This window comes from Alteribacillus sp. HJP-4 (assembly GCF_042139015.1).
Lineage (GTDB): Bacteria > Bacillota > Bacilli > Bacillales > Marinococcaceae > JBHIKY01.
The window spans coordinates 42,336-62,637 of record NZ_JBHIKY010000005.1; the positions used below are offsets into that span (position 1 = coordinate 42,336).

The window sequence follows — 20,302 nt, forward strand, 5'->3', positions numbered from 1 at the left end:
ACCCAATTCCCTTACCCTGTGGTTAAAATCACACTAAAATAAGTTATCCCGTACCACTTTTAGAGTGATACGGGATTATTTTTGAGATGACGTCAATTGATTATAACCTTTTGATACAGCCCATTTTCATTTACTGGGTTTTGCCACGGCAGCTTATTCTTCCTCGGCAGGGACTACAAATGGAAGCTCCCAGCGCAGCGGCGATGATTGCTGGCGTTTCGCGATAAGTGTAAAAGTATTGCCTGGGTCGCCCATAAATTCAAGCTCCGTTTTCAAATAATGCTCTTCTTCACTCAACGTATTTGTAAACATCGGAAAGATTTGGTCGGCGTTCTTTTCCAGGCTCCATTCCACATTTTTTATAGGAAGTACATCTGTAGCAGTGATCGTCAAGGTATTTTTATCGATGGATATATCCTGAATCGTCATTTCGCTTCGAGTCACTGGTAGGTCTTCAGCTGAGATGGATTCAAATCGGACATTTTCTTTCGTGCCGCTGAGCTCCAGTTCAGTAGGCACGGATAAATACTCGCTTTTATCCTCTAGTTTTCCTTCAAAAAATTGGGAGGCGTGCAGGACGTGAGCGTGTTTCTTATCACGTGTAACTTCCGCTTCTTCTGAAAGAATGTAAGAGCCGCCATTGTCATCTTCTATTTCCTCAGGGAATATCATCGTTGTTTCTTCTGAGTTTAACGTTCTGCTTTCATCTTCTGCTGTAATGCTGAAATGAATAGTAAATCCGTCCCCGTTTTCTTTTATATCCTCAAATGCAATGCTGTAAAGAGAATTTGAAAATACTGTATCTTCCGAATCTGTGAGGGTCTCATTTTGGCCGCTGTCATTAGGGGAGCATCCGAACAATAAAAGTAAGAAAGCAGCGGCCGCATACACCTTCATGTTATTCATCCCGTCCTCATCTTTGTAATACAACTATTTTACCACGAACAAATTCAAGTATGTGTGATACCAGTATGAGAAAATGACAAACAATATGGGAAAATCAATTCAAAAAAAGGAGACGGGCTGCTCCCGCTCCTCCTTTTCTCAAAATATAAGAAAATATAGATTTTGTTGATTTCATCCGTGCCCGCGGCAAGCATCCACCGCTAAGCGATTCGTGAGAATCCACAACAAACGTTGAAAGTTCTTTCAGATTAGAAAGGACTTTTTCAGTGGCCACGGGTATTGCCCGGTTTTTCTCAAACTGTTTTGTTACTTCCCAGCGTTAACCGTATCTCTGATCCGTCGTTTTTTTTGTGGCATATCAGGCATTTCGTTTACTGAGACTACATCTTCTACTTTCTTGCCCGGCTTGTTCCAATACTGTTCGTTGCCAGGCAGTTCATCAAACCAGCCGGCATCATCCGGACAGTCGAGCACCATAAACTTCCCGTAATTGTTATCGCGCGACTGATGATATTTTAAATAGGCTTTGCCATCTTCAATCGCAAGAATTTCAATTTTTCCAGAAGTATGGCTCATCGATAACCGGATCCTTTTACCAAGTCCGCTCGTTTTTGCTTTAGCCTCTTCCACAGCCTCGTAGGCTTCTTTTAAGGATAAAACAAAATCATTGTTGCCGGCTACAGGGCGGTTAATGAAAAAATAATACGGAGTGACGCCGGCCCAGGAAAGCTTATCGAGCAATTCAGCCAGGTCGTCCGGATTGTCATTAATATTTTTCAACACAGGTGTCTGGTTCACAACGATTGCCCCCGCGTTGTGAAGAGCGTCAAAGCCTCGTTTTGCTTCTTCAGTAATTTCGCGTGGATGATTGACATGCGCCATAATGTAAATACGGTTTTCTGGAGTAGAATATTCCCGGATGAGCTCAAGCAGGCTTTCATCCTCGTAAATGCGCATCGGGTTGAATACCGGCATTTTAGATCCAATTCGAATAATTTTCACATGAGGAATGCTGCGAAGCTCTTCTATAATATAGCGCAGCTTTTTTGTCGCAAGAATGAGCGGGTCTCCTCCTGTGAGAAGTACATTATTAATCTCAGGATGATTACGGATATATTCGAGGCCAGGATCCACGTCGGACATCGCTTCTTTTACGTCATTTCGAAAGAGGCGTTTTCGGAAACAGTAGCGGCAGTAAGCACCGCAGACCTCCGAACAGATCAGCAGAGCTGTCGTCTCGTACTTATGCTGACAGCCAGGGACTACATAGTTGGTATCTTCATCCGATGCATCCCAGCGGCCATATTCTGAAAGCTCACCTTCATTAGGGATAACAAGATTTTTAATCGGATCGTTCGGATCATTCCAGTCAATCAGGTCTAAATAATATTCATTGACACGGAAGACGAATTTTTCCGTGATTTTCTTTAGCTTTTCTTTCTCTTTTTCGGGAATGTGTTCCAGCTTATCAATTTTCGTAATATATTTTGGCTGTGCCATTTTCCTCACCTTTCCTTCTGATTAATTTGAATTAGCAGGTGCGCTGGTACGATGTACGGTAATGGAAAATTCAACAAGTATTCAGAAGAAGTATAACAGCAGCTATTGAAAGTAGTCAAAAAAGAAAGAAAAGTTTAATAATTTAAAGATAATGAAGGAAATATTTCGATTTTTAATGGGTACACGCACATAATGAAATTTTACATTCTTTTTAAGTCATCAATGAAAGAGATCATTCATATGATGTAAGAATAATATATTTCATAAAAATAAAAAAGTGAAATTAATACTTCACAAACTGGTTTTATTTCGTTAATATGAAATATATAATTCAAATTAATTTGTTATGAAATATATAATTCACAAAGGAGCGAACATTGATGGCAGTTCACAAGCTGAATCATCCAATCCTAGACTTCCAAAAGAAAACTGCTGCTTCTGCAGCATTTATGAAGGAAGCAGAATCCGTCATGCCGGGAGGAGTTACAGCAAATATAAAGTATTTTGAGCCTTGGCCGATTGTGATGAAGCAAGGAAAGGGGGCGCAGCTGACAGATCTTGATAATAATACGTATATTGATTACTTAATGAGTTATGGAGCTCTGGTTACCGGTCATGGCCACGACCGTGTGCGTGAGGCAGTCGTTAAGCAAATGGATAAGGACGGAACGTGGCTCTTCGGCACCCCTCACCATTTAGAAGTAGAAATGGGAAAGAGACTGCAAAAGCATTTTCCAAGCATGGAACTAATCCGCTACACGAATTCAGGTACAGAGGCGACACAGCTGGCGTTAAGACTTGCAGCTGCTTATACGAACAAACACAAGGTAGCGAAATTTGAAGGGCATTATCACGGAGGCTACGACCAGGTTCTTGTAAGCGTGAGTCCATCAGTTCACGAGGCTGGCAGAGAAGAAGAACCTGCCTCTTTTCCTGAGTCAAAGGGAATGCACCCATCACATTCGCGTAATACGATTATTCTGCCTTTTAACGATTTAAACTCTTGTATAAAAATTCTGAAGAAACATAAGGATGAAATAGGTGCTGTAATTATTGAACCAGTACAGGCTGGTTTTATTCCGGCGGAGCAGGAGTTTATGAATGGCTTGAGAAAATGTACAGAAGAATTGAACATTGTTCTAATTTTTGACGAGGTAAAAACCTGCTACCGTATTTGTGTCGGAGGTGCTCAAAGTATTTATGGTGTAACTCCTGATCTTACAGTACTGGGAAAAGCAATCGGCGCAGGATATCCTATCGGTGTGACCGGCGGAAAAAAGGAAATTATGATGGTAAGTGCTCCCACGGGGGGATCAGATGTATTTGACAGCAGTCAAAGCGCCCATTCCTCTACGAAGGATGTACTTTTCCACAGCGGTACGTACAACGGGCATCCAATGATTTTAGCTGCCGGGTTAGAAGTGTTATCGATCATGGAAGAAGAGATGAACACTGTGCTGGAGAGAACAAACCGTTTAAAAAAGGGCATAGATCAATTGTTTCAAGACCTCGGCATAGACGGGAGGACTATTGGCATTGGTTCAATATTTAGTGTAGTATTGAATGCAAAAGGCAGATTGAAAAATTACAGGGACCTGCAGAAAACGGATCTGGCTACACGGAAAGAAATTGATTTCCGTCTTCTTCAAAAAGGCATATACACAAAACCTATGAATCGATACAGTTTATCTACTGCTCATACAGATGAGGACATTTCCCGCACTCTGAATGCTTTCTCGGAAGCCATCCAGGAAACGTTTATTCACTCCCAGCCTTCTTCATGAGATAATGGCGGAGAGTTTTGGCAGGTCTTGTTAGAAGCTGTATGCGGCTCAATGCAAGGGAGGACGACTGCTATGCTCGAGAGCGATGTTTTTCAAAGAATTACTGCACTGCAGGACAGCATGAGTAAATCGCAGAAAAAGATCGCAGGCTATTTGATCAACCATGCAGAAACAGCACCCTTTCTCACCGCGTCAAAGCTGGCTAAAAATGCAGGAGTAGGAGAAGCGACGGTTATTCGCTTCGCTGTGTTTCTAGAATTTAAAGGGTACCCTGATATGCAGCGTCATCTACAGGAAGCACTGCAGCGCAAATGGACCTCTGCAGAAGTTTTTGCTCGTACAACTGATAAAGAAGACCAACCTGAAAATGCTGTTAAAGAAATTCTGGCTGATGATATCCAGAACCTGAAAGACACACTTCATCAAGTAGACTCTAAGGAATTTCAAGGAGCCGTAAATGATATTGTCCGGGCAAAACGTATTTATATTATTGCTTATCGCAGCGCAGCCAGCATCGGTTCTTTTCTTGAATTTTATCTAGATCTTGTTCTCCAAAATACCGAGCTGCTGAGAGAAGCAGACGGAGTATCTGAACATCTATTAGATATTTCCGAAAATGATCTCGTCATTGGATTCGGTTTTTCCAGGTATACGAAGCGGACTGTCGAGGTGTTACGCTATGTAAAGCAGCGGGGGGCAAAGACCCTCGTTCTCACTGATCATCTGATGTCTCCGCTCGTTCCATTCGGTGATAGAAAGCTGCTGGCAGCCACTGAAATTAATTCATTTATTGATTCCTTCTCCGCTCCGCTCAGTATCGTCAGTGCTTTAGTCACTGCGGTGACTCGATCGCAGCACAAGAAGGTAGAAGGCAGGCTGAACGAATTAGAAGGTCTATGGGACACCTTTGATGTATTTTATGATTAAGTCCAAAAAACCTGTATAGAAAAGCTAAAATTTCGCGCAAAAATTCAAACGTAAAGCTTCCGACTATCTTTTTTGATAATCGGAAGCTTTTTTTACTTTTTCAGCCACTTTTTGATGAATGACGAAGAGGCTGGTTTCATACGGACTGCCATTCGCCGGTACTCCCTGCGTGCCTTATGAGACGGCAGTTTCTTCAGGTTTATTTTTCCCTTTTCCGCTGCGGATCCGTTGAATGGTATATACTAGCGCCAGTAAGACGAATCCTATGCTGGAGTAAAGTAAATTTGGAAGCAGAAGCATAATGCCGCCGCCTAGCAGGGCAGCCCGCTCAAGAATATTGTTTTTAATCACGAAATAATTAATCATCCCTGCGCTGACTCCAATCATTCCAAGCAGTGCTGTTATAAGCGCTGGAATGAGGGTGGACCATTCTGCATCCTGCAATAGCAGTACCGGGTTGGTGACAAAGATATATGGAATGACAAATGCGGCGATCGCGAGTTTAACAGACGTAACCCCGGCTTTCATTGGGTTTGCTCTCGCAATTCCCGCGCCGGCATAGGCCGCCAGGCAGACAGGCGGTGTTATGTCAGCAACAATTCCGAAATAGAACACGAAAAAGTGAGCTGCAATTTCCGGAACGTCAAAGGCCATCAATGCGGGAGCTGCTAAGGAGGCGGTAACTACGTAATTGGCGGTAGTAGGCAGCCCCATTCCGAGAATGATACAAGCAATCATGGTGAAAAACATTACGAGGAAAAACTGTCCGCCGGCAAGGTCAATGATGCCGTTCGCTATCTTTCCGCCGAGACCGGTAAAAACAACTATGCCGACAATGATACCGGCGGATGCACAGGCAGCTATTACCGGAAGTGCAATCCTCGCGCCCTGCTCCAGCGTCTCTACCATTCCTTTTATGGAAAGCCTCGTATCCCTGCGTAAAAAACTAATGGCAAATGCTGCCGCTATACCCCATAAAGCAGCAGTAGTAGGAGTATAGCCGCTGTATAGCATAAATAAAATGGCGACTAATGGGAAAGTGAGGTCTGCTCTTTTTAATAAATCTCTTGCAGAGGGCAGTTCACTTTTGGGCTGCCCGTAAATTTTGAGCTTGCGTGCTTCAAAGTGTGTGCCGATAAATACCCCGGTAAAATACAGCAGAGCTGGGACGATTGCTGCAACGATAATAGTATTATAGGAAACGTTAATCGTTTCTATCATAATAAATGCGGCTGCACCCATAATCGGCGGCATAATCTGCCCGCCTGTAGAGGCAGAGGCTTCGGTGGCAGCGGCAAATTCCGGCTTGAATCCGGCACGTTTCATCATTGGAATGGTAAAAGAACCGGAACTTACTGTATTAGCCACAGAGCTGCCTGTTACCATTCCCTGGAGGCCGGAGGCAACTACCGCAGCCTTGGCCGTGCCGCCTGTGTACTTACCTGTCAGACCAAAAGCCAGGTCATTAAAAAATTGTCCGATGTTTGTTTTGACCAGCATCACACCGAAAAATAAGAACAGATAAATATACGTTGAAGATATTTGAATCGGTGTACCAAAAATCGCTTCACTAGAATATACGAGCTGGGTCATCAGCCGGTCAAAGTTAAAGCCCGCATGTCCGAAATTAGGAATACCACTTCCCCAGAGACCATACGCAATCGCAAGCACAGCAATAACGACAATCGGCAGACCGACTGCGCGGCGTGTGCCTTCAAGCAGCAGCACAATAAATGTAATGGCGACGGTTTTATCTATTACATCGTAGCCCGCAATGATGGAGCTTCGGAATAAATCGTCATAATTATAAACGATATAAAAGTTTACGAATAAAGCAATAAATGCCAGTATGACGTCATAAAAGGGAATGCCTTTTCGGTTCGTCAACGACTTTTTGATAGGGTAGAGTAAAAAAATCAGCGACATTCCACCGGCCAGATGAATAGCCCCCTGAATGACCGACCGATAAGGGTTCCCTGCAGTCACGAGGTGAAAGATGGTTAAGGCAATTCCGATTAATGAAACAACAATCATCCAGCGGCCCAAATTAGTCCGGTAAGCCGATTCTTTGTCAAATTTTTTCAAAAGCTCTTCCTGGGAAAGGTCATTCAATTTGTTATTGTCTGCCATGCTCTGCACCACCTTATGTTAAATTTCCAATCGAATAATGCTGCGCTTACTGTCGAAAAAAATATGAAAATACTATTACTATATTATATTAATGATAGCAGACGTAAATCCTTTAATTTATATTAGATAATGCTTTAATTAAAGCAGTAGCTTCCAATGGAGTGAACCGATGACCTGAAAGTAAACCAATGCCCTGGTGAAAAGGACAATTCGAGAACTTATGAAATTTCAGCTTAATTTATTTAAGTATAAAAAAAGGCCGGATTACTCCGGCCATTGGACGCAGGGCATTAACCCTCTTCGTCCTCGTCTTCTGAATCGGACTCCTCTTCACCTTCTGTATCACTGGCTTCTCCATCCAAGAGTCCTTCTTCTTCAAAATATCTCTCTGAACCAGGATGGAGAGGCATTCCTTCAGAGCCGTTCATGATGTTTTCCATTGTCATAAACTCGCCCTGCTCATGAGAAATACTATCTGCATTCTCGTAAAGCTGTTTCGTAATTTCATAGCCTGTGTCTTCATCTACCTGATCAAGAGAACCAATTAATACAGCATATGCTGTAATTGTGGTGACCGGCTCATCCATGAAATCATAAATATCAGCTTCGATTTCAAGAGGGCCATATTCACTGTTTTCTTCAATATATTCCATTGCTTCGTCTTCGATTGGCAGTATTACTACCTCACGCTGAGTAGCAAGTTCTGTGACATTCCCTGCCGGCAGACCGAGAAGGCCAAAGTTTGCTTCAAGTTTCCCATCTTGAAGACGTCCGGCTGCATCACCGAAGCCTTCTTCATAGACTTTATAGTCGCCTTCTTCTAATCCGTGCGCTTCAAGAATTAATTTTCCTGCCGAGTTGGATGCACTTCCTGCAGGACCGAGGTTGACACGCTTGCCTTCAAGATCTGCAATGGAAGTGATTCCTGTGTCTTCCGTCGTTACAACCTGCATGACCTCCGGATAAATGTGTCCCATAAACCCAAAGTTATCGATCGTTTCACCGTCAAAGTCTCCCGCACCTTCGAGCGCCTCAAGAGCACTTAGGTGTACAGACATTCCAAGCTGCATTTCACCGCGGCCGATTTGGGCAATATTATCAATAGATGCATCAGAAGAAACCGAGCTGACATCAAAACCTTCAATGTCCACATTGTCGTTAAGTACATTGGCAATTTCCTGTCCGAGAGGATAATAAGTGCCTCCTGTAGAGCCAGTACCAAGCTGCAGCTCTGTCATAGCATCAGCTGCTTCTTCTCCACCATCATCACCGGAATTTTCTCCGGCATCTCCTTCGTTTTCTCCGCCGCCACAGGCAGCAAGGATGAGGCCGAACGAGAGCATTAGAACTAGAAGAAATGACCATTTTTTCATAAATCGAAAACCCCCTTTAAATTCCAAATTATTGAATCTTTGTTCAGTATAATTTAATCAAAAAATACTGGACATGTCAAAGTATTATCATGTCGAAAGAAACAATAACTTTGTTTGATAATCTGACATTTTTCCTAGAAAATCGGAAAATTTCGGGAAAAGGAAAATGTCCTGCCGCAGCTGCAGCAGGACATTTTCTATATATAAATATAAGGGGGGAACAAAGGTTATTTGACAATTCTATCTTCAGAATCCGGGTCAAAGAAGTGACACTTATTCATATTCAGAGCCAATTCTACCCTGTGACCGGATTCCACAGTAGTGCGGGAGTCAACACGGGCGATACACTGCTGACCGCTGATGTTGCTGTATAGAATTGTTTCTGCACCGTTCATCTCTGACACTTCAATATCAAAGTGTAACGTGGACTCGGGAGAAGATTCGATAAACAGCGGCTCATCATGAATATCCTCCGGCCGAATGCCGAGAACAAGCGGCTTATCTACAAATCCTTTTTCGCGGAGTACTTTCATTTTTCCTTCAGGTACTTCAACAGATTCATTGCCGATTTTAAAGCGGTTCCCTTCAAGCTGTCCCTCCATAAAGTTCATGGATGGGGAGCCGATAAACCCGCCGACAAACATGTTTTCCGGGTTATCGTACACATCTTTTGGAGAGCCGACCTGCTGAACGATCCCGTCTTTCATAATAACGATTCTCGTAGCCATTGTCATTGCTTCTGTCTGGTCGTGTGTTACGTATATAGTTGTAGAATCAAGCCGCTTATGAAGCTTAATGATTTCTGCACGCATCTGTACACGAAGCTTTGCATCAAGGTTGGATAAAGGCTCGTCCATCAAGAAAACCTTCGGATCGCGGACGATCGCACGTCCGAGGGCGACACGCTGACGCTGACCGCCGGATAAGGCTTTCGGTTTTCTGTCCAGATATTCTTCGAGACCGAGAATTTTAGCAGCGTTATCAACGCGCTCTTTAATTTCTGTCTTTGGAAACTTCCGGAGTTTGAGGCCGAATGCCATGTTGTCATAAACGTTCATATGAGGGTACAGGGCATAGTTTTGGAATACCATTGCGATGTCCCGGTCTTTCGGAGGCACATCATTCATTCGCTTTTCATCAATAAGCAGGTCTCCGTCTGTAATGTCCTCGAGGCCGGCAATCATCCGCAGTGTGGTTGATTTACCACAACCGGAAGGGCCGACGAAGACAATAAATTCTTTATCCTGAATGTCGAGATTAAAGTCGCTTACAGCTTTTACATCACCGTCGTAGACTTTATCAATATGATTGAGTTGAATTTCTGCCATGTTTGTCCATCTCCTTTAATTCTTAAAAAATATAATCGCTTTATCTGTGTTTTACTATACCTTCGATGGATGCGCTTTCATATGGACAAACTGAACAAAAAAACGACAGGCTGCTTTGTGCAACCTGCTGTATCGTGGAGAAACACGTCATGTGTTATGGTTCAAAAACGAATAAAGACGCACACGAAGTGTTATCGTCACCGTTCCCGGAGCAAAGCTTATGGATTTGCGGTGAGATGTGCTTTCTTAATGAGCAGATACATAGGAACGGCAGCTGGAAATTGTCGAATATCCATACCTGTCCTTTCTGTGATTTTGTCAAGTCGGTACTGCAGTGTATTGCGATGCATATGAAGTGTTTTCGCGGTGGAGCTGATGTTTAAGTGACATTGAAAAAAATGATAAAGTGTCTCAAGCATTTCATCATCTCGTTCCATGCCGGCGAGCGTGTAAGACAAAAGCTGCTGCCTTTCTTTTGAGGAAAATGCAGGTAGTGCAAAAGGCAGCATGTCATAGCCGGTGAATGCTTTCACTTTAGGAAGCTCCTCCTGCAGAGCCTGAAACAGTCTGCGTTCTACTTGATATATAGAAGAGACCATTTCCTCTGCGTGTACACGTCTGCCGCTGTAAACCTTTACATCCAAAAACAAATCGCCCATTAATATTTCGGCTATTTCATCTGCGTGAAAAATGGAGGTGTCAATGCCGATATCGCCGATGACAGCAATAAGATCGTGCTCTGACAGAAATGTGATCAGGACGTTTTCATCAAAATAACCACTTAACGCTTCAGTGAGTTCAAGTCTCGTTTCATACAGCTTACGTCCGTGAATATGAATAAAACGAAAATATGTAAGTCTCGAAAAGGTGTCCGGCTTTGCGGATTCTTCCATTAAATAGTCGTATAGTGCTTGATTTCCCGGCTCGAATGGTTTTTCCTGAACCTTTTTTAAGAGCGTATTTACGAGTGCCTTTTCATTAGGAGCCAGGGTGTCCAGGTTTATCGCTATTTTTTCTTGTGCAGGCGTTTCATATACAGTGTATTGATTCTTTTCCTTTTCTGATACATCCGCCCATCTTTTCACATCGGGCAGGATCGCCTGAAGCTTTTCAATCATCTGGTCCACTCCTATTCTCATTACTGTCTCTGCTTTTATAATACTAACATTTGGTTTTCTCATCCAGTGTTTTAAAATGAAAGAATTCAGGTAATATGGAAGAGGGTTTTAGGCATTTTTACATGAAAATTATGGTATGATTAAAAGAACAACAAAACTGACAAATACGTGGTGATGATATGCCCCAAAGTAAGTTTTTCAGGATTTGCTACGGATTAATATTAATCCTGTTAATCATTTTTCTCGGAACACTTGTTGATTTTATATTCCAGCCTCTCGTCGTATTAGTTTCTACTTTGTTTGCTCCTATTGTGATAGCAGGAATCATGTTTTATCTGTTTAGGCCGTTCGTGAATCTGCTCGCTAAGAAAATGCCGAGAACATTAGCGATAGCCATCCTGTATTTACTTGCTGCAGGCATCATAACCGGACTTGTCCTGATTGTCGGTCCGGAGCTGCAGAAACAGTTTACCGGATTGATTAATAACATACCGTCGTTAATTAATGATACACAGAGATTAGCTGTTCAGCTGCAGAATCAAGAATGGTTCAACCGCTTCCTTCAGGAAATGGATGGCGTTTCCTGGTCGGAAATAACGTCCAGAGCTTCAGAGTATCTGCGGAACTCCTTGTCCGGCATCGGAAGCAATATCGCAAGCATTGTCGGAATGATAACGAGTGTTGTTATTATTATACTCATTCTTCCTTTTATTTTGTTCTATATGCTTAAAGAGGGGGAAAAGGCGCCTGAATTTATTTTGAAGCTTCTTCCTGCGCAGCAGGAGAAAGAAGGACGCCGTATTCTTCACGATATGGATGAAGCGTTGAGTTCCTATATTCAAGGGCAGATTATTGTCAGTTTTTTTGTAGGAATTTGTGTCTTTATCGGCTATCAGGTTATCGGTCTCGATTATGCGCTTGTACTCGCTTTAGTAGCGATGTTTACAAATGTTATACCATTTATCGGACCGTGGATTGGTACTTTTCCCGGTGTCATTGTCGGTCTGCTTGACTCGCCCTTTACGGCATTACTTGTTATCCTTGTAGTAGTGATCGTCCAGCAGATTGAAAGCAACCTGATTTCTCCACAGGTAATGGGCAGAAAGCTGCAGATTCATCCGTTAACGATCATATTGCTGCTACTAGTGGCAGGAAGCCTTGCTGGCCTGCTCGGTTTAATTTTTGCGGTGCCGGCATATGCCGTAATTAAAGTAATTGCAAGCCATACGTACAGGCTTATTAAGCTGCGTGCGAAAAGAGATGAGGAAAATAAAACACCTCCGCCAGCAAATGTAAAATAGTCAAAGAAAAGAGGGAGTCTCATGAGCTACGAGCTCGAAGGAATTGAGCAGATAGAGATCGATGAAATAAAAAGAATATATGATAAGAAAGAGAAATCTCCAATCATTATTGATGTAAGAGAGCCTGATGAATATGTGGAGGGACATATCCCGGGAGTTCCGCTTCTTCCGATGCATTCATTTCCGGAGGTTATCGAAGAGTTTGAGAAAGATAAGGACTATATTTTAGTGTGCAGAAGCGGGAGCAGGAGCCACCATACTGCTTTATTTTTAAAAGATAACGGAATTGAGAACGTGAGAAATTTTGCAGGTGGAATGCTTGCCTGGGACCGTGAAACTGAATCAGGAATGGAAAACCCTGTCCAGAATATGAAGGATCTTTATAAGTAAACAACCCGGAACCCGGCCTTCTCTAATGGAAAGTGCGTTGGAGGGGCCATTTTTTTGTACATTATGAAAGTTTCAACTTTTTGGCCCCTGGTGGTGAGCCATGATTTTTTTAGATGTTAGGAGGAAAATTATGAAAAAAATTCTTTATTTTGCATGTTTTCTGTTTTTTACCGGGACGGCGGGACAAGCAGCAGCAGCACCACCTTTACCTGTGTTTGATGATAACTCAGAGGTGGAAGAACAGGAAGCGCCTGCTGAAGAATCCGGGGATCGTGAAACAGCAGAAGAGTATGAGCTTTACATAGACGGCCAGTCCGACAGCCTAAGCGGCCCGCCTGTATTTAATAACGGCGAATTGCTGGTCCCTTTGACGGCTGCTGTGAGGGGAATGAATGAATTTGCAGAGGTAGAGAGGAATGCTGTATTTACTGAGGCGGATTCTGCCTATGATTATCTTGAGGAGAATCAATTGATCGTAGAAATCGACGGAAGAGAATTTGTCAATGTGACTACTCTTCAGGATGCCGGACTTACGGCTGATTGGAAGGACGACTCCGGCAGGCTTCATCTGGAAACGGCCGATATGCTGAGCACTGGTAACATAAGAGTTGGTGAGAGTATCGATGATATTAATAATAAGATTGATATTCATTGGAATACAGCTTTCGGAAATGCAGCTGATTATATAGGGTTTCACGGTAATATGCATGAATTTACTTACACCGATCGTTTTGGGGAGAATCGTACAGGAGAAGTACCAGACCTTCAGGTGGAAGCTGCAGAGAATCAAGTTACCTATCTGATCCTTTCCTCTTCAGAGTGGGAAACAGCCCGGGGTGCCGCGGTCGGGGATTCGCTTTTTGATGTGGCCAGGGCACATGGGTCCGATTATATTCAAGAAGAAATTGACGGAAAGACGGTACATATCTATCATGTGAACAATGGAAGCCTCTGGTTTATTGCCAATGAAAATAAGGACGTAGAACGAATTGGACTTTGGTCCGGACAGCTGGAAGGCTATGAAAGATAAAATGTGACAGCTGTTCATCTTCAAAGGTACTGTATACTGGATACTGGAAAAGATGTTTATTCTCCTTTGAACAGGGAAAAAGTATAAATGTAATTCTTTAAAACGATCACATTCGATGTACAATCATTTTTATGAAGTGAGGGATTGTTATGGGTAAGCGAAGTGTTTTACTATCAACAGTAGTTGCAGGCGCAGTCGGTGCAGCAACATTTATTTTAAGAGATGAAGAGAAGAGGGAAAAGCTAAAGCAGGCTTCTCAGCAGACTCTGGCTAAATGGAATGGCAGAACAAAGGAAGCAGAAGATGAGAAGTTGAATGAAAAAGTAGGCCATTCCGAGCCATATGATTTCGAGGATAATAAAATGGTTTCCGAGGGAGCTATGCATTCTGTCCAGCACTTTAATAAAGCTCAGGAAACCGGTGAAGATCCTGTTCATTCCAGTATTGAGGACGATAATAAAAAGCAGTAACCGTGAAACAGCCGCACCTTTATCCTAAGGAGCGGCTGCTTTTTTCTTTTAACCACTTCCATAGTAAAGTACAATATAAAAGGAACTTATGACTATGAAATAAAGGGCGCTGAAATGATATGATTACTGTAACAGACGAATGCATCGCAGACATTCCCGCCTTACATATAACGGACAGTGCTGTTAGTGAAGAACCGCTGCCGGCCGTGATATTCTGGCACGGTTTTTTAAGTGGTAAAGAACATAATCTCCATTTTGCCTACAATCTGGCAAAAAATGGAGTTCGTGTAATTATGCCTGAAGCTGCCCATCATGGGGAAAGACATGAGGGCCTTACAGAAAAGCAGATGCTTTTGCAGTTTTGGACTATTGTTCTGCAAAGTGTGAATGAAACTGCAATAATACGTGAGGAATTGGAGAGACAAAAGCTTATTGATGATAAGCGTTTGTTTATTGCAGGAACATCCATGGGAGGGATAATTGCCTGCGGCGTTCTTGCTGCTTATTCATGGATTAAAGGGGCTTCTATACTTATGGGAAGTCCCTCCTGGGAATCCTTTGCACGGCATCAGATTACTGTATTAGAGCAGCAGGGAGCTCTGCCATTAACAGAAGAAGAAACAGAAAAGCTGATACAAAAGCTGATTCCATATGACCTCAGTCAAAATCAGGAAGTGATAGCGGACAGGCCCGTTTTTTTCTGGCACGGCCAGGATGATGATGTTGTTTCTTACCATGAATCTTATGAGTTTTACAAAGAAATCAAAGAATCACAGAATGACAGTACAAACATCGATTACCGGCTTGATCCATCAGCAGGACACAAAGTTACACGAGCGGGTATGCTTGATATGGCAGACTGGACATTACATCATATCTAGGTATTTTCCTATTGGTAAAAGGAGGGGAGTCTTTTTATGATTACAAGGCACACGACGCTGATGCAGGAAATGCAGAAAATTGGCGTAATTATTATCGGAGCGCTGATTGTTGCAGTCGGCTTGAATTTATTTTTAGTTCCTGCAAATGTTTTTGCAAGTGGTGCAACCGGTGTGGCACAGATTCTTTCCTCGCTGCTCCCATTATCCACTGGTGTCTGGCTCTTCCTCTTAAATATCCCGATTGCGGTTCTCGGCTGGATCCGGGTAGGAAAGCTCTTTACATTTTACAGCTTTTTACATGTAGCATTAACGACATTTTTTCTGGAAATAGTTCCGGTTCAGGCTCTCTCTCAGGATATCCTATTAAATGGGGTTTTCGGCGGCGTTATCACAGCGGTCGGAGCTGCTATTGCGTTAAAATGGGGGGCTTCCGCAGGCGGACTTGATATTGTAGCACTTGTGCTTGCCCAGCAGAGTGACCGCCCGGTAGGAACGTATTTCTTCCTGCTGAATGCATTAATAGTTATTGCAGCAGGGCTATTATTCGACTGGGAGAGTGCTTTATATACGCTTGTTACACTGTATGTCGGCTCCAGGGTCATTGATGCGATTCATACACGGCATGTAAAGCTGACGGCTTTCATTGTTACGAAAAAACCGGACGAAGTACGGGAAGCCATTCACAAAAATATTACCCGCGGTATTACAAGAATGCCGGCGCGGGGAGGATATGACGCAGCTAACAAAGAAGTATTAATGATCGTCATTACGCGGTATGAGCTTTATGCGCTCGAGCAGGTATTAAAAGTGGTGGACGACAAAGCCTTTACAAATATTGTGAACACAGCTGGAATATTTGGAATGTTCCGGAGAGACAAATAATAGAAAGGAGCAAAAAAAGATGAACAAACTTGTTCTTTTATCCTTTCTTTTGCTTCTTGCTTGTGGAGCAGGAGGGTGTGGCTCCGAAGAAAGCTCTGAAGATTCAAACTCAAAGGGTGAGGAAAGGGGGCAGGCACAAATGTCAACTGATTCCCTGATGCTTACTGGTCAATTAAGTGAGGACAGATCATCATGGCAGATGAAGCTCGAAAATACGACGGAAGAGGATCTCACACTTCAGTTTAAAAGCGGCCAGGAAATTGATGTCACGATTACGGAAGAAGAAAGTGGAGAAAAAGTTTATCGGTATTCGGACGGACAGATGTTTACTCAGGCTCTCAAAGAGGTCACCATCGAAGCCGGCAGCAGTAAAACATGGGAAGAAAAGCTCCCGGATCCATTAGAAAGCGGTGCCTATCGGGTACATTTTGAAGTTACTGCTGAATCTGTAAACGGAGAGTCGCCGCAGAAGCCGCTATCAGCAGATCAGACGTTTTCAGTTGAATAAAGCAGGCGGTCTTTCGGCCGCCTGCTTTATTCAAGGATGAAAGTTTTTAGCATAGCGCGGGCAACGCTTCAACCTTCTCGGCAGCTGGGCGCTCCTTTCGGGATTTTCCGCCGTTATTTTCCCGCGAGGTGCTAGTGTCGATGTTGGCCACGGACGTGTCAGGTTTTAATCGACCTTGCGTCTCGCTTGCTCCGCTCTATATGTAAAGGATGAAATTCTAAGAAAGGCTAAGGTATCTGACGCCTGAACCAGCGACAAGACAAGAATTTGTTAAAAGATATATGCGGACAATGATTCAGCTATTTGCCCCAAGAATCCTGTTATTAAGGTTTTGCAGGACATGAGTTCCGTTATCGGTCGAGAAGGAAGCCATTTTCCCCTCCATTCAAGCCGTTAGCGGACCTGATGTCCGCCAGCCATTCAAGAAGAGTGAAATTTTCTCAAATAACGGATCTATTGTCAGCCACTCAACCCGCCGCCTATCTTTATAAATCTAATACTTAAAAAAATGGCATCAAAAGGGAAAGGAAAAGGATTGAGCCCAGTACAACCATAATTAGATTCCCGCCAAGAAATGAGATAAGAAGCGCGGCTGCAGCTCCTGACACCCCAAAAAGTGGATTATCGTGTACGGTAAGCACAGCTGGAAAAATTAATGCACCAAGTGCTGCATAAGGAACATTTTTTAAAATGCCTTCAAGTCTAGCTGGGATTTTTCGAGAGTTTAAGAATACAAGAGGCAGCATTCTAGGAATATAGGTAACAACTGCCATACCGGTAATAATAAGCATCATTTGTATTGACATCACTGCTCCGCCTCCTTCACTGTATCTGTTGTAGAAACTCTTTTTGAATGAGGCTCTATCATTTCAAGAACAGTTGCAGCTATAAGAGTAGCGAGAATGATAGCCCAGCCTTCTGCCATAAACAAACCAAATATGCTGTTAAGAACCGCAGCCAAAGCCGCTAAAAATACTACTTTTCGATATTTTTTCAACGAAGGAGCGAGAAGCGCAATGAACAAGGCATATAACGCAAATGCCAGGCTCTGCTGCAGTGTTTCCGGAAGAAGGGCACCTGCGGCATGGCCGAGGCCGGAATGAACGACCCAGCTTGCATAGCCGATGAGAAACACTCCATAAATATATGAAGAAGTAACGGCTCCCTCCTTCATAGAGGTCACGGCAAACACTTCATCAGTAATACCAAAGGCATAACCGGCTTTAGTTAAAGGGTGATCCGGTTCTGCTTTTTCGTTTAAGGAGGCACTCATGAGAAAGTGCCGGATGTTGACAATAAAGGTGGTAAAAATAATCTCAAACGCTCCTGTGCCGGCAGCAATCAGGCTGAGTGCCATATATTGGGCAGCCCCTGCAAAAACGAGCAGACTCATCAGCAGTGTTTCTGCCATTGTCAGCCCTGTTGTCTGCGCAATAAATCCATATGTGATCGCAGCAGGTAAGTAGCCAAGAGCGATAGAGAGTCCATCCTTCATTCCTGCAGCAAAGCTGTTCGATGGAAGAAATACGGCAATCCGCACAGAAGACACTCCTATCAGCATATATATTATATTATATTTATTGTATGTTATAGCATAAAAAATGACAAGGGAGCTTGATGAAAAAATGGAAAAAGAACAGCTGAATCACCTTATTGGAAAACGATTGAAGGAATTGAGAAGGAAGAAAGGCTGGAACCTGGAGGATACGGCAAAGCATACGGGCGTGAGCAAGCCGATGCTTGGGCAGATTGAAAGAGGGGAATCGAACCCGACAGTCGGAACTCTATGGAAAATTGCAAACGGTCTTCAAGTGGCGTTCTCCGTTTTTATCGATGTTGACCGGCCATCTGCGAAGCACGTTAAATACCAGAATCTTGAAACAATTGAAAGCGAGCCGGGAGGCTTTCATGTAAAGCCATTATTTGCTAAGGATCAATATACACCAATGGAATCCTTTTATGTAGAGATGGATGAGAAGGTGACCTATGAATCGGCTGCCCATCCGGAAGGGGTGGAGGAATACATATTTTTGCAGAGGGGAAGTCTTGAAGTACTGTATCATTCGGAGAAATTTGCCCTTGAAAAAGGGGATGCCCTACGTTTCCGCGCAGATGTTGATCACGTTTACAGAAATCCAGGAGAAACAAGGGCAGTGTTTACGATGATGATCCATTATTCAAACAGCTGACTTAAAAGCGGAAGCCATAGCGTTTTGAAATAACATCATAGAAGCCGAGGGAATTATAGAGGGCTTTTGTAGCGGCATTACTGATGCCGGTTTCTAATTCAATTCCTTTAATCCCCCTGTTTTCAGCCCAGTAAATTACCTTTAAAAGCAGTTTTTTGGCAATCCCTTGATTTCTGTATTCTTTATGAACATACAGATCATTGAGCCAAATATAATGACCTCCTTTGTCCAGGCTGATGCCGATATTTAAAAAGGCAGCGCCTAGGATAGAGCCTTCATATTCTGCAACGAAGATATGGGCACCGGAATTATCCTCAAGAGTCATATCAATTGCCTTTAAAAGCAGTTCATAAGCATTCTCCCGTCCGATTGATTCCATCTGCCCCATTAATAAATCGGCTACTTGTTCACGGAGATTTTGGTCCGCATCTTTTGGAATATCATAAATTTTCATTCTGATTTCCCCCGTCTAGTTGTCTTCGTATTCATTAATTTCCTTGTATAATCATAACACAGAGCGAAAAAAGTAGGCTATGTTATCTAAAAAGAAAAAGAGACGCAGCTTTTTTCGTCTCTTCTTTCGGATGAAATATTCATTTTAACCAGTATAAACGGATGGCTTCACTTTAAGCTTCAGCCTTTCTTCCAAAAATGCTGCAATTCCTTCGTTCTCATTAGTATCTGTCAGCTCGATGGCCGCTTTTTTCGCTTCAGGCACAGCATTGCCCATAGCCACCCCGATTCCTGCCTCAGAAAGCATTTCGAGATCGTTATCCTCGTCTCCAAATGCTATAACATCCTCCATCGACACACCGCAGTACTCAGCTACCTTCCGGAGTCCTTCCGCTTTGTTATTTCCATTTCGGATGATCTCAATCATATGGTGTGGTGCTCCCCAGGACCGCTGTTCAATTGCTTTTGCGTGATCTCCGGAGAGCAGATCTCTTAACTTATCGGCGGTTTCCGCTTTCGGATAGACCAGCAGGGAGGTTGGATCCTTATCGAGCACGGTTTTTAAATTGCCAAAGGCAGCAGGTTCGACACCGAGCGAAAACAATTCAATAAATTCTTCATTGTAATCATGCAGAAAAACGTCATCCGCTACTTCAGCCATCATATTATTTACATCAAAGAATTGACACGTATCAATTATCTTCTGTGCTGTTTCAAGATCGAGCGGTGAATGGTGCACCTTAAAAGAGCGGTCCCCGGGGTGATGTACATAAGCGCCGTTAAAATTTACAATCGGAGTATCGAGGCCCAGCTGCTGGTAATACATTTTGCTTGCCCGGTAAGGTCTTCCGGTGGCAATCGCAATCTGATGCCCCTGCTTTCTTGCTTGTCGCAGAGTGTGAAGAGTACGTGTCGGTATTGTTTTGTCATCCTTTAACAAAGTGCCGTCCAAATCTAATGCTATCAAATGTTTTTTCATAATCTGTCCCCTGCTTTCTCAATAAACTGCATTGTTATATTTTATGTTAAATACGCCGATACTTATTCTGTTCATAGGATTGTTAAAAACTCGTCGAAAAAAGGCGGTTGTATGTGACGGAACAATAACACAAATGTGCTATATTAATGGATG

Annotated in this window: 20 protein-coding genes; 10 read left to right on the plus strand and 10 right to left on the minus strand. The window is 43.1% G+C overall.

All coding sequences use genetic code 11. The features are described from left to right. Positions 1-153: 153 nt before the first annotated feature. Positions 154-906 carry a hypothetical protein gene (locus ACE4RR_RS05880; RefSeq protein ID WP_375534477.1) on the minus strand — a complete coding sequence of 251 codons (753 nt, stop codon included), beginning with the start codon at positions 904-906 and terminating at the stop codon, positions 154-156. Positions 907-1,212: 306 nt separating this feature from the next. Further along, entirely contained in the window at positions 1,213-2,406 is a 1,194-nt protein-coding gene (locus ACE4RR_RS05885) for a KamA family radical SAM protein (protein WP_375534478.1), read from the minus strand. Between the two features lie 380 nt (positions 2,407-2,786). Here ACE4RR_RS05885 and ACE4RR_RS05890 point away from each other — a divergent pair, with 380 nt between their 5' ends. Both ACE4RR_RS05890 and ACE4RR_RS05895 read left to right on the plus strand, forming a co-directional pair. Next, entirely contained in the window at positions 2,787-4,190 is a 1,404-nt protein-coding gene (locus tag ACE4RR_RS05890) for an aspartate aminotransferase family protein (RefSeq protein WP_375534479.1), read from the plus strand. Positions 4,191-4,262: 72 nt separating this feature from the next. Beyond that, a complete protein-coding gene (locus ACE4RR_RS05895) occupies positions 4,263-5,117 on the plus strand; it encodes a MurR/RpiR family transcriptional regulator (protein ID WP_375534480.1) in 855 nt (284 codons plus the stop codon). A 174-nt stretch (positions 5,118-5,291) separates the two neighbouring features. Here the strand turns inward: ACE4RR_RS05895 and ACE4RR_RS05900 are convergent, their stop codons facing one another. The 4 genes from ACE4RR_RS05900 to ACE4RR_RS05915 all read right to left on the minus strand — a co-directional run bounded on the left by ACE4RR_RS05900 (position 5,292) and on the right by ACE4RR_RS05915 (position 11,087). After that, positions 5,292-7,247: a TRAP transporter permease gene (locus ACE4RR_RS05900; protein ID WP_375534481.1), complete on the minus strand. Its 1,956-nt coding sequence runs from the start codon at positions 7,245-7,247 to the stop codon at positions 5,292-5,294. Between the two features lie 290 nt (positions 7,248-7,537). Further along, a complete protein-coding gene (locus tag ACE4RR_RS05905; protein ID WP_375534482.1) occupies positions 7,538-8,620 on the minus strand; it encodes a TAXI family TRAP transporter solute-binding subunit in 1,083 nt (360 codons plus the stop codon). A 227-nt stretch (positions 8,621-8,847) separates the two neighbouring features. Continuing rightward, on the minus strand, positions 8,848-9,948 hold the full coding sequence (locus tag ACE4RR_RS05910; RefSeq protein WP_375534483.1) for an ABC transporter ATP-binding protein: 1,101 nt from the start codon (positions 9,946-9,948) through the stop codon (positions 8,848-8,850). Between the two features lie 218 nt (positions 9,949-10,166). After that, a complete protein-coding gene (locus ACE4RR_RS05915) occupies positions 10,167-11,087 on the minus strand; it encodes a PucR family transcriptional regulator (protein WP_375534484.1) in 921 nt (306 codons plus the stop codon). A gap of 158 nt (positions 11,088-11,245) precedes the next feature. Between ACE4RR_RS05915 and ACE4RR_RS05920 the strand changes: the two genes are divergently transcribed. The 7 genes from ACE4RR_RS05920 to ACE4RR_RS05950 all read left to right on the plus strand — a co-directional run bounded on the left by ACE4RR_RS05920 (position 11,246) and on the right by ACE4RR_RS05950 (position 16,528). Continuing rightward, the gene (locus ACE4RR_RS05920) at positions 11,246-12,367 is read left to right on the plus strand and encodes an AI-2E family transporter (protein WP_375534485.1); all 1,122 of its coding nucleotides are present in this window, start codon (positions 11,246-11,248) and stop codon (positions 12,365-12,367) included. Between the two features lie 21 nt (positions 12,368-12,388). Beyond that, complete coding sequence (locus tag ACE4RR_RS05925; protein WP_375534486.1) at positions 12,389-12,757, plus strand: rhodanese-like domain-containing protein; 369 nt, start codon at positions 12,389-12,391, stop codon at positions 12,755-12,757. A gap of 130 nt (positions 12,758-12,887) precedes the next feature. Continuing rightward, positions 12,888-13,787 carry a hypothetical protein gene (locus tag ACE4RR_RS05930; RefSeq protein ID WP_375534487.1) on the plus strand — a complete coding sequence of 300 codons (900 nt, stop codon included), beginning with the start codon at positions 12,888-12,890 and terminating at the stop codon, positions 13,785-13,787. Between the two features lie 149 nt (positions 13,788-13,936). Then, positions 13,937-14,257 (plus strand): hypothetical protein, encoded by a 321-nt coding sequence (locus ACE4RR_RS05935; protein WP_375534488.1) that lies wholly within the window; start codon positions 13,937-13,939, stop codon positions 14,255-14,257. A gap of 119 nt (positions 14,258-14,376) precedes the next feature. Then, complete coding sequence (yjfP, locus tag ACE4RR_RS05940; protein ID WP_375534489.1) at positions 14,377-15,138, plus strand: esterase; 762 nt, start codon at positions 14,377-14,379, stop codon at positions 15,136-15,138. Between the two features lie 36 nt (positions 15,139-15,174). Continuing rightward, positions 15,175-16,020 (plus strand): YitT family protein, encoded by an 846-nt coding sequence (locus tag ACE4RR_RS05945; RefSeq protein ID WP_375534490.1) that lies wholly within the window; start codon positions 15,175-15,177, stop codon positions 16,018-16,020. 19 nt (positions 16,021-16,039) lie between these two features. Beyond that, positions 16,040-16,528: a BsuPI-related putative proteinase inhibitor gene (locus ACE4RR_RS05950; protein WP_375534491.1), complete on the plus strand. Its 489-nt coding sequence runs from the start codon at positions 16,040-16,042 to the stop codon at positions 16,526-16,528. Positions 16,529-17,028: 500 nt separating this feature from the next. Here the strand turns inward: ACE4RR_RS05950 and ACE4RR_RS05955 are convergent, their stop codons facing one another. Then, positions 17,029-17,334 (minus strand): AzlD domain-containing protein, encoded by a 306-nt coding sequence (locus ACE4RR_RS05955; protein WP_375534654.1) that lies wholly within the window; start codon positions 17,332-17,334, stop codon positions 17,029-17,031. Beyond that, positions 17,334-18,023: an AzlC family ABC transporter permease gene (locus tag ACE4RR_RS05960; protein ID WP_375534655.1), complete on the minus strand. Its 690-nt coding sequence runs from the start codon at positions 18,021-18,023 to the stop codon at positions 17,334-17,336. The genes ACE4RR_RS05955 and ACE4RR_RS05960 overlap by 1 nt, the downstream gene beginning before the upstream one ends. 130 nt (positions 18,024-18,153) lie before the next feature. On the opposite strand from ACE4RR_RS05960, the gene ACE4RR_RS05965 reads away from it, so the two are divergent. Next, a complete protein-coding gene (locus tag ACE4RR_RS05965) occupies positions 18,154-18,717 on the plus strand; it encodes a helix-turn-helix domain-containing protein (protein ID WP_375534492.1) in 564 nt (187 codons plus the stop codon). A 1-nt stretch (position 18,718) separates the two neighbouring features. Here the strand turns inward: ACE4RR_RS05965 and ACE4RR_RS05970 are convergent, their stop codons facing one another. Beyond that, a complete protein-coding gene (locus ACE4RR_RS05970; protein WP_375534493.1) occupies positions 18,719-19,171 on the minus strand; it encodes a GNAT family N-acetyltransferase in 453 nt (150 codons plus the stop codon). Between the two features lie 144 nt (positions 19,172-19,315). After that, the gene (locus ACE4RR_RS05975; protein WP_375534494.1) at positions 19,316-20,149 is read right to left on the minus strand and encodes a Cof-type HAD-IIB family hydrolase; all 834 of its coding nucleotides are present in this window, start codon (positions 20,147-20,149) and stop codon (positions 19,316-19,318) included. Positions 20,150-20,302: the final 153 nt, after the last annotated feature.

Coding starts and splice junctions, on each gene's coding strand:
- ACE4RR_RS05920 (WP_375534485.1), top strand. CDS start 11,246: ATGCCCCAAAGTAAGTTTTTCAGGATTTGCTACGGATTAATATTAATC.
- ACE4RR_RS05930 (WP_375534487.1), top strand. CDS start 12,888: ATGAAAAAAATTCTTTATTTTGCATGTTTTCTGTTTTTTACCGGGACG.
- ACE4RR_RS05950 (WP_375534491.1), top strand. CDS start 16,040: ATGAACAAACTTGTTCTTTTATCCTTTCTTTTGCTTCTTGCTTGTGGA.
- ACE4RR_RS05890 (WP_375534479.1), top strand. CDS start 2,787: ATGGCAGTTCACAAGCTGAATCATCCAATCCTAGACTTCCAAAAGAAA.
- ACE4RR_RS05905 (WP_375534482.1), bottom strand. CDS start 8,620: ATGAAAAAATGGTCATTTCTTCTAGTTCTAATGCTCTCGTTCGGCCTC.
- ACE4RR_RS05915 (WP_375534484.1), bottom strand. CDS start 11,087: ATGAGAATAGGAGTGGACCAGATGATTGAAAAGCTTCAGGCGATCCTG.
- ACE4RR_RS05880 (WP_375534477.1), bottom strand. CDS start 906: ATGAATAACATGAAGGTGTATGCGGCCGCTGCTTTCTTACTTTTATTG.
- ACE4RR_RS05960 (WP_375534655.1), bottom strand. CDS start 18,023: ATGAAGGATGGACTCTCTATCGCTCTTGGCTACTTACCTGCTGCGATC.
- ACE4RR_RS05955 (WP_375534654.1), bottom strand. CDS start 17,334: ATGTCAATACAAATGATGCTTATTATTACCGGTATGGCAGTTGTTACC.
- yjfP (WP_375534489.1), top strand. CDS start 14,377: ATGATTACTGTAACAGACGAATGCATCGCAGACATTCCCGCCTTACAT.
- ACE4RR_RS05900 (WP_375534481.1), bottom strand. CDS start 7,247: ATGGCAGACAATAACAAATTGAATGACCTTTCCCAGGAAGAGCTTTTG.
- ACE4RR_RS05970 (WP_375534493.1), bottom strand. CDS start 19,171: ATGAAAATTTATGATATTCCAAAAGATGCGGACCAAAATCTCCGTGAA.
- ACE4RR_RS05965 (WP_375534492.1), top strand. CDS start 18,154: ATGGAAAAAGAACAGCTGAATCACCTTATTGGAAAACGATTGAAGGAA.
- ACE4RR_RS05975 (WP_375534494.1), bottom strand. CDS start 20,149: ATGAAAAAACATTTGATAGCATTAGATTTGGACGGCACTTTGTTAAAG.
- ACE4RR_RS05925 (WP_375534486.1), top strand. CDS start 12,389: ATGAGCTACGAGCTCGAAGGAATTGAGCAGATAGAGATCGATGAAATA.
- ACE4RR_RS05945 (WP_375534490.1), top strand. CDS start 15,175: ATGATTACAAGGCACACGACGCTGATGCAGGAAATGCAGAAAATTGGC.
- ACE4RR_RS05910 (WP_375534483.1), bottom strand. CDS start 9,948: ATGGCAGAAATTCAACTCAATCATATTGATAAAGTCTACGACGGTGAT.
- ACE4RR_RS05895 (WP_375534480.1), top strand. CDS start 4,263: ATGCTCGAGAGCGATGTTTTTCAAAGAATTACTGCACTGCAGGACAGC.
- ACE4RR_RS05935 (WP_375534488.1), top strand. CDS start 13,937: ATGGGTAAGCGAAGTGTTTTACTATCAACAGTAGTTGCAGGCGCAGTC.
- ACE4RR_RS05885 (WP_375534478.1), bottom strand. CDS start 2,406: ATGGCACAGCCAAAATATATTACGAAAATTGATAAGCTGGAACACATT.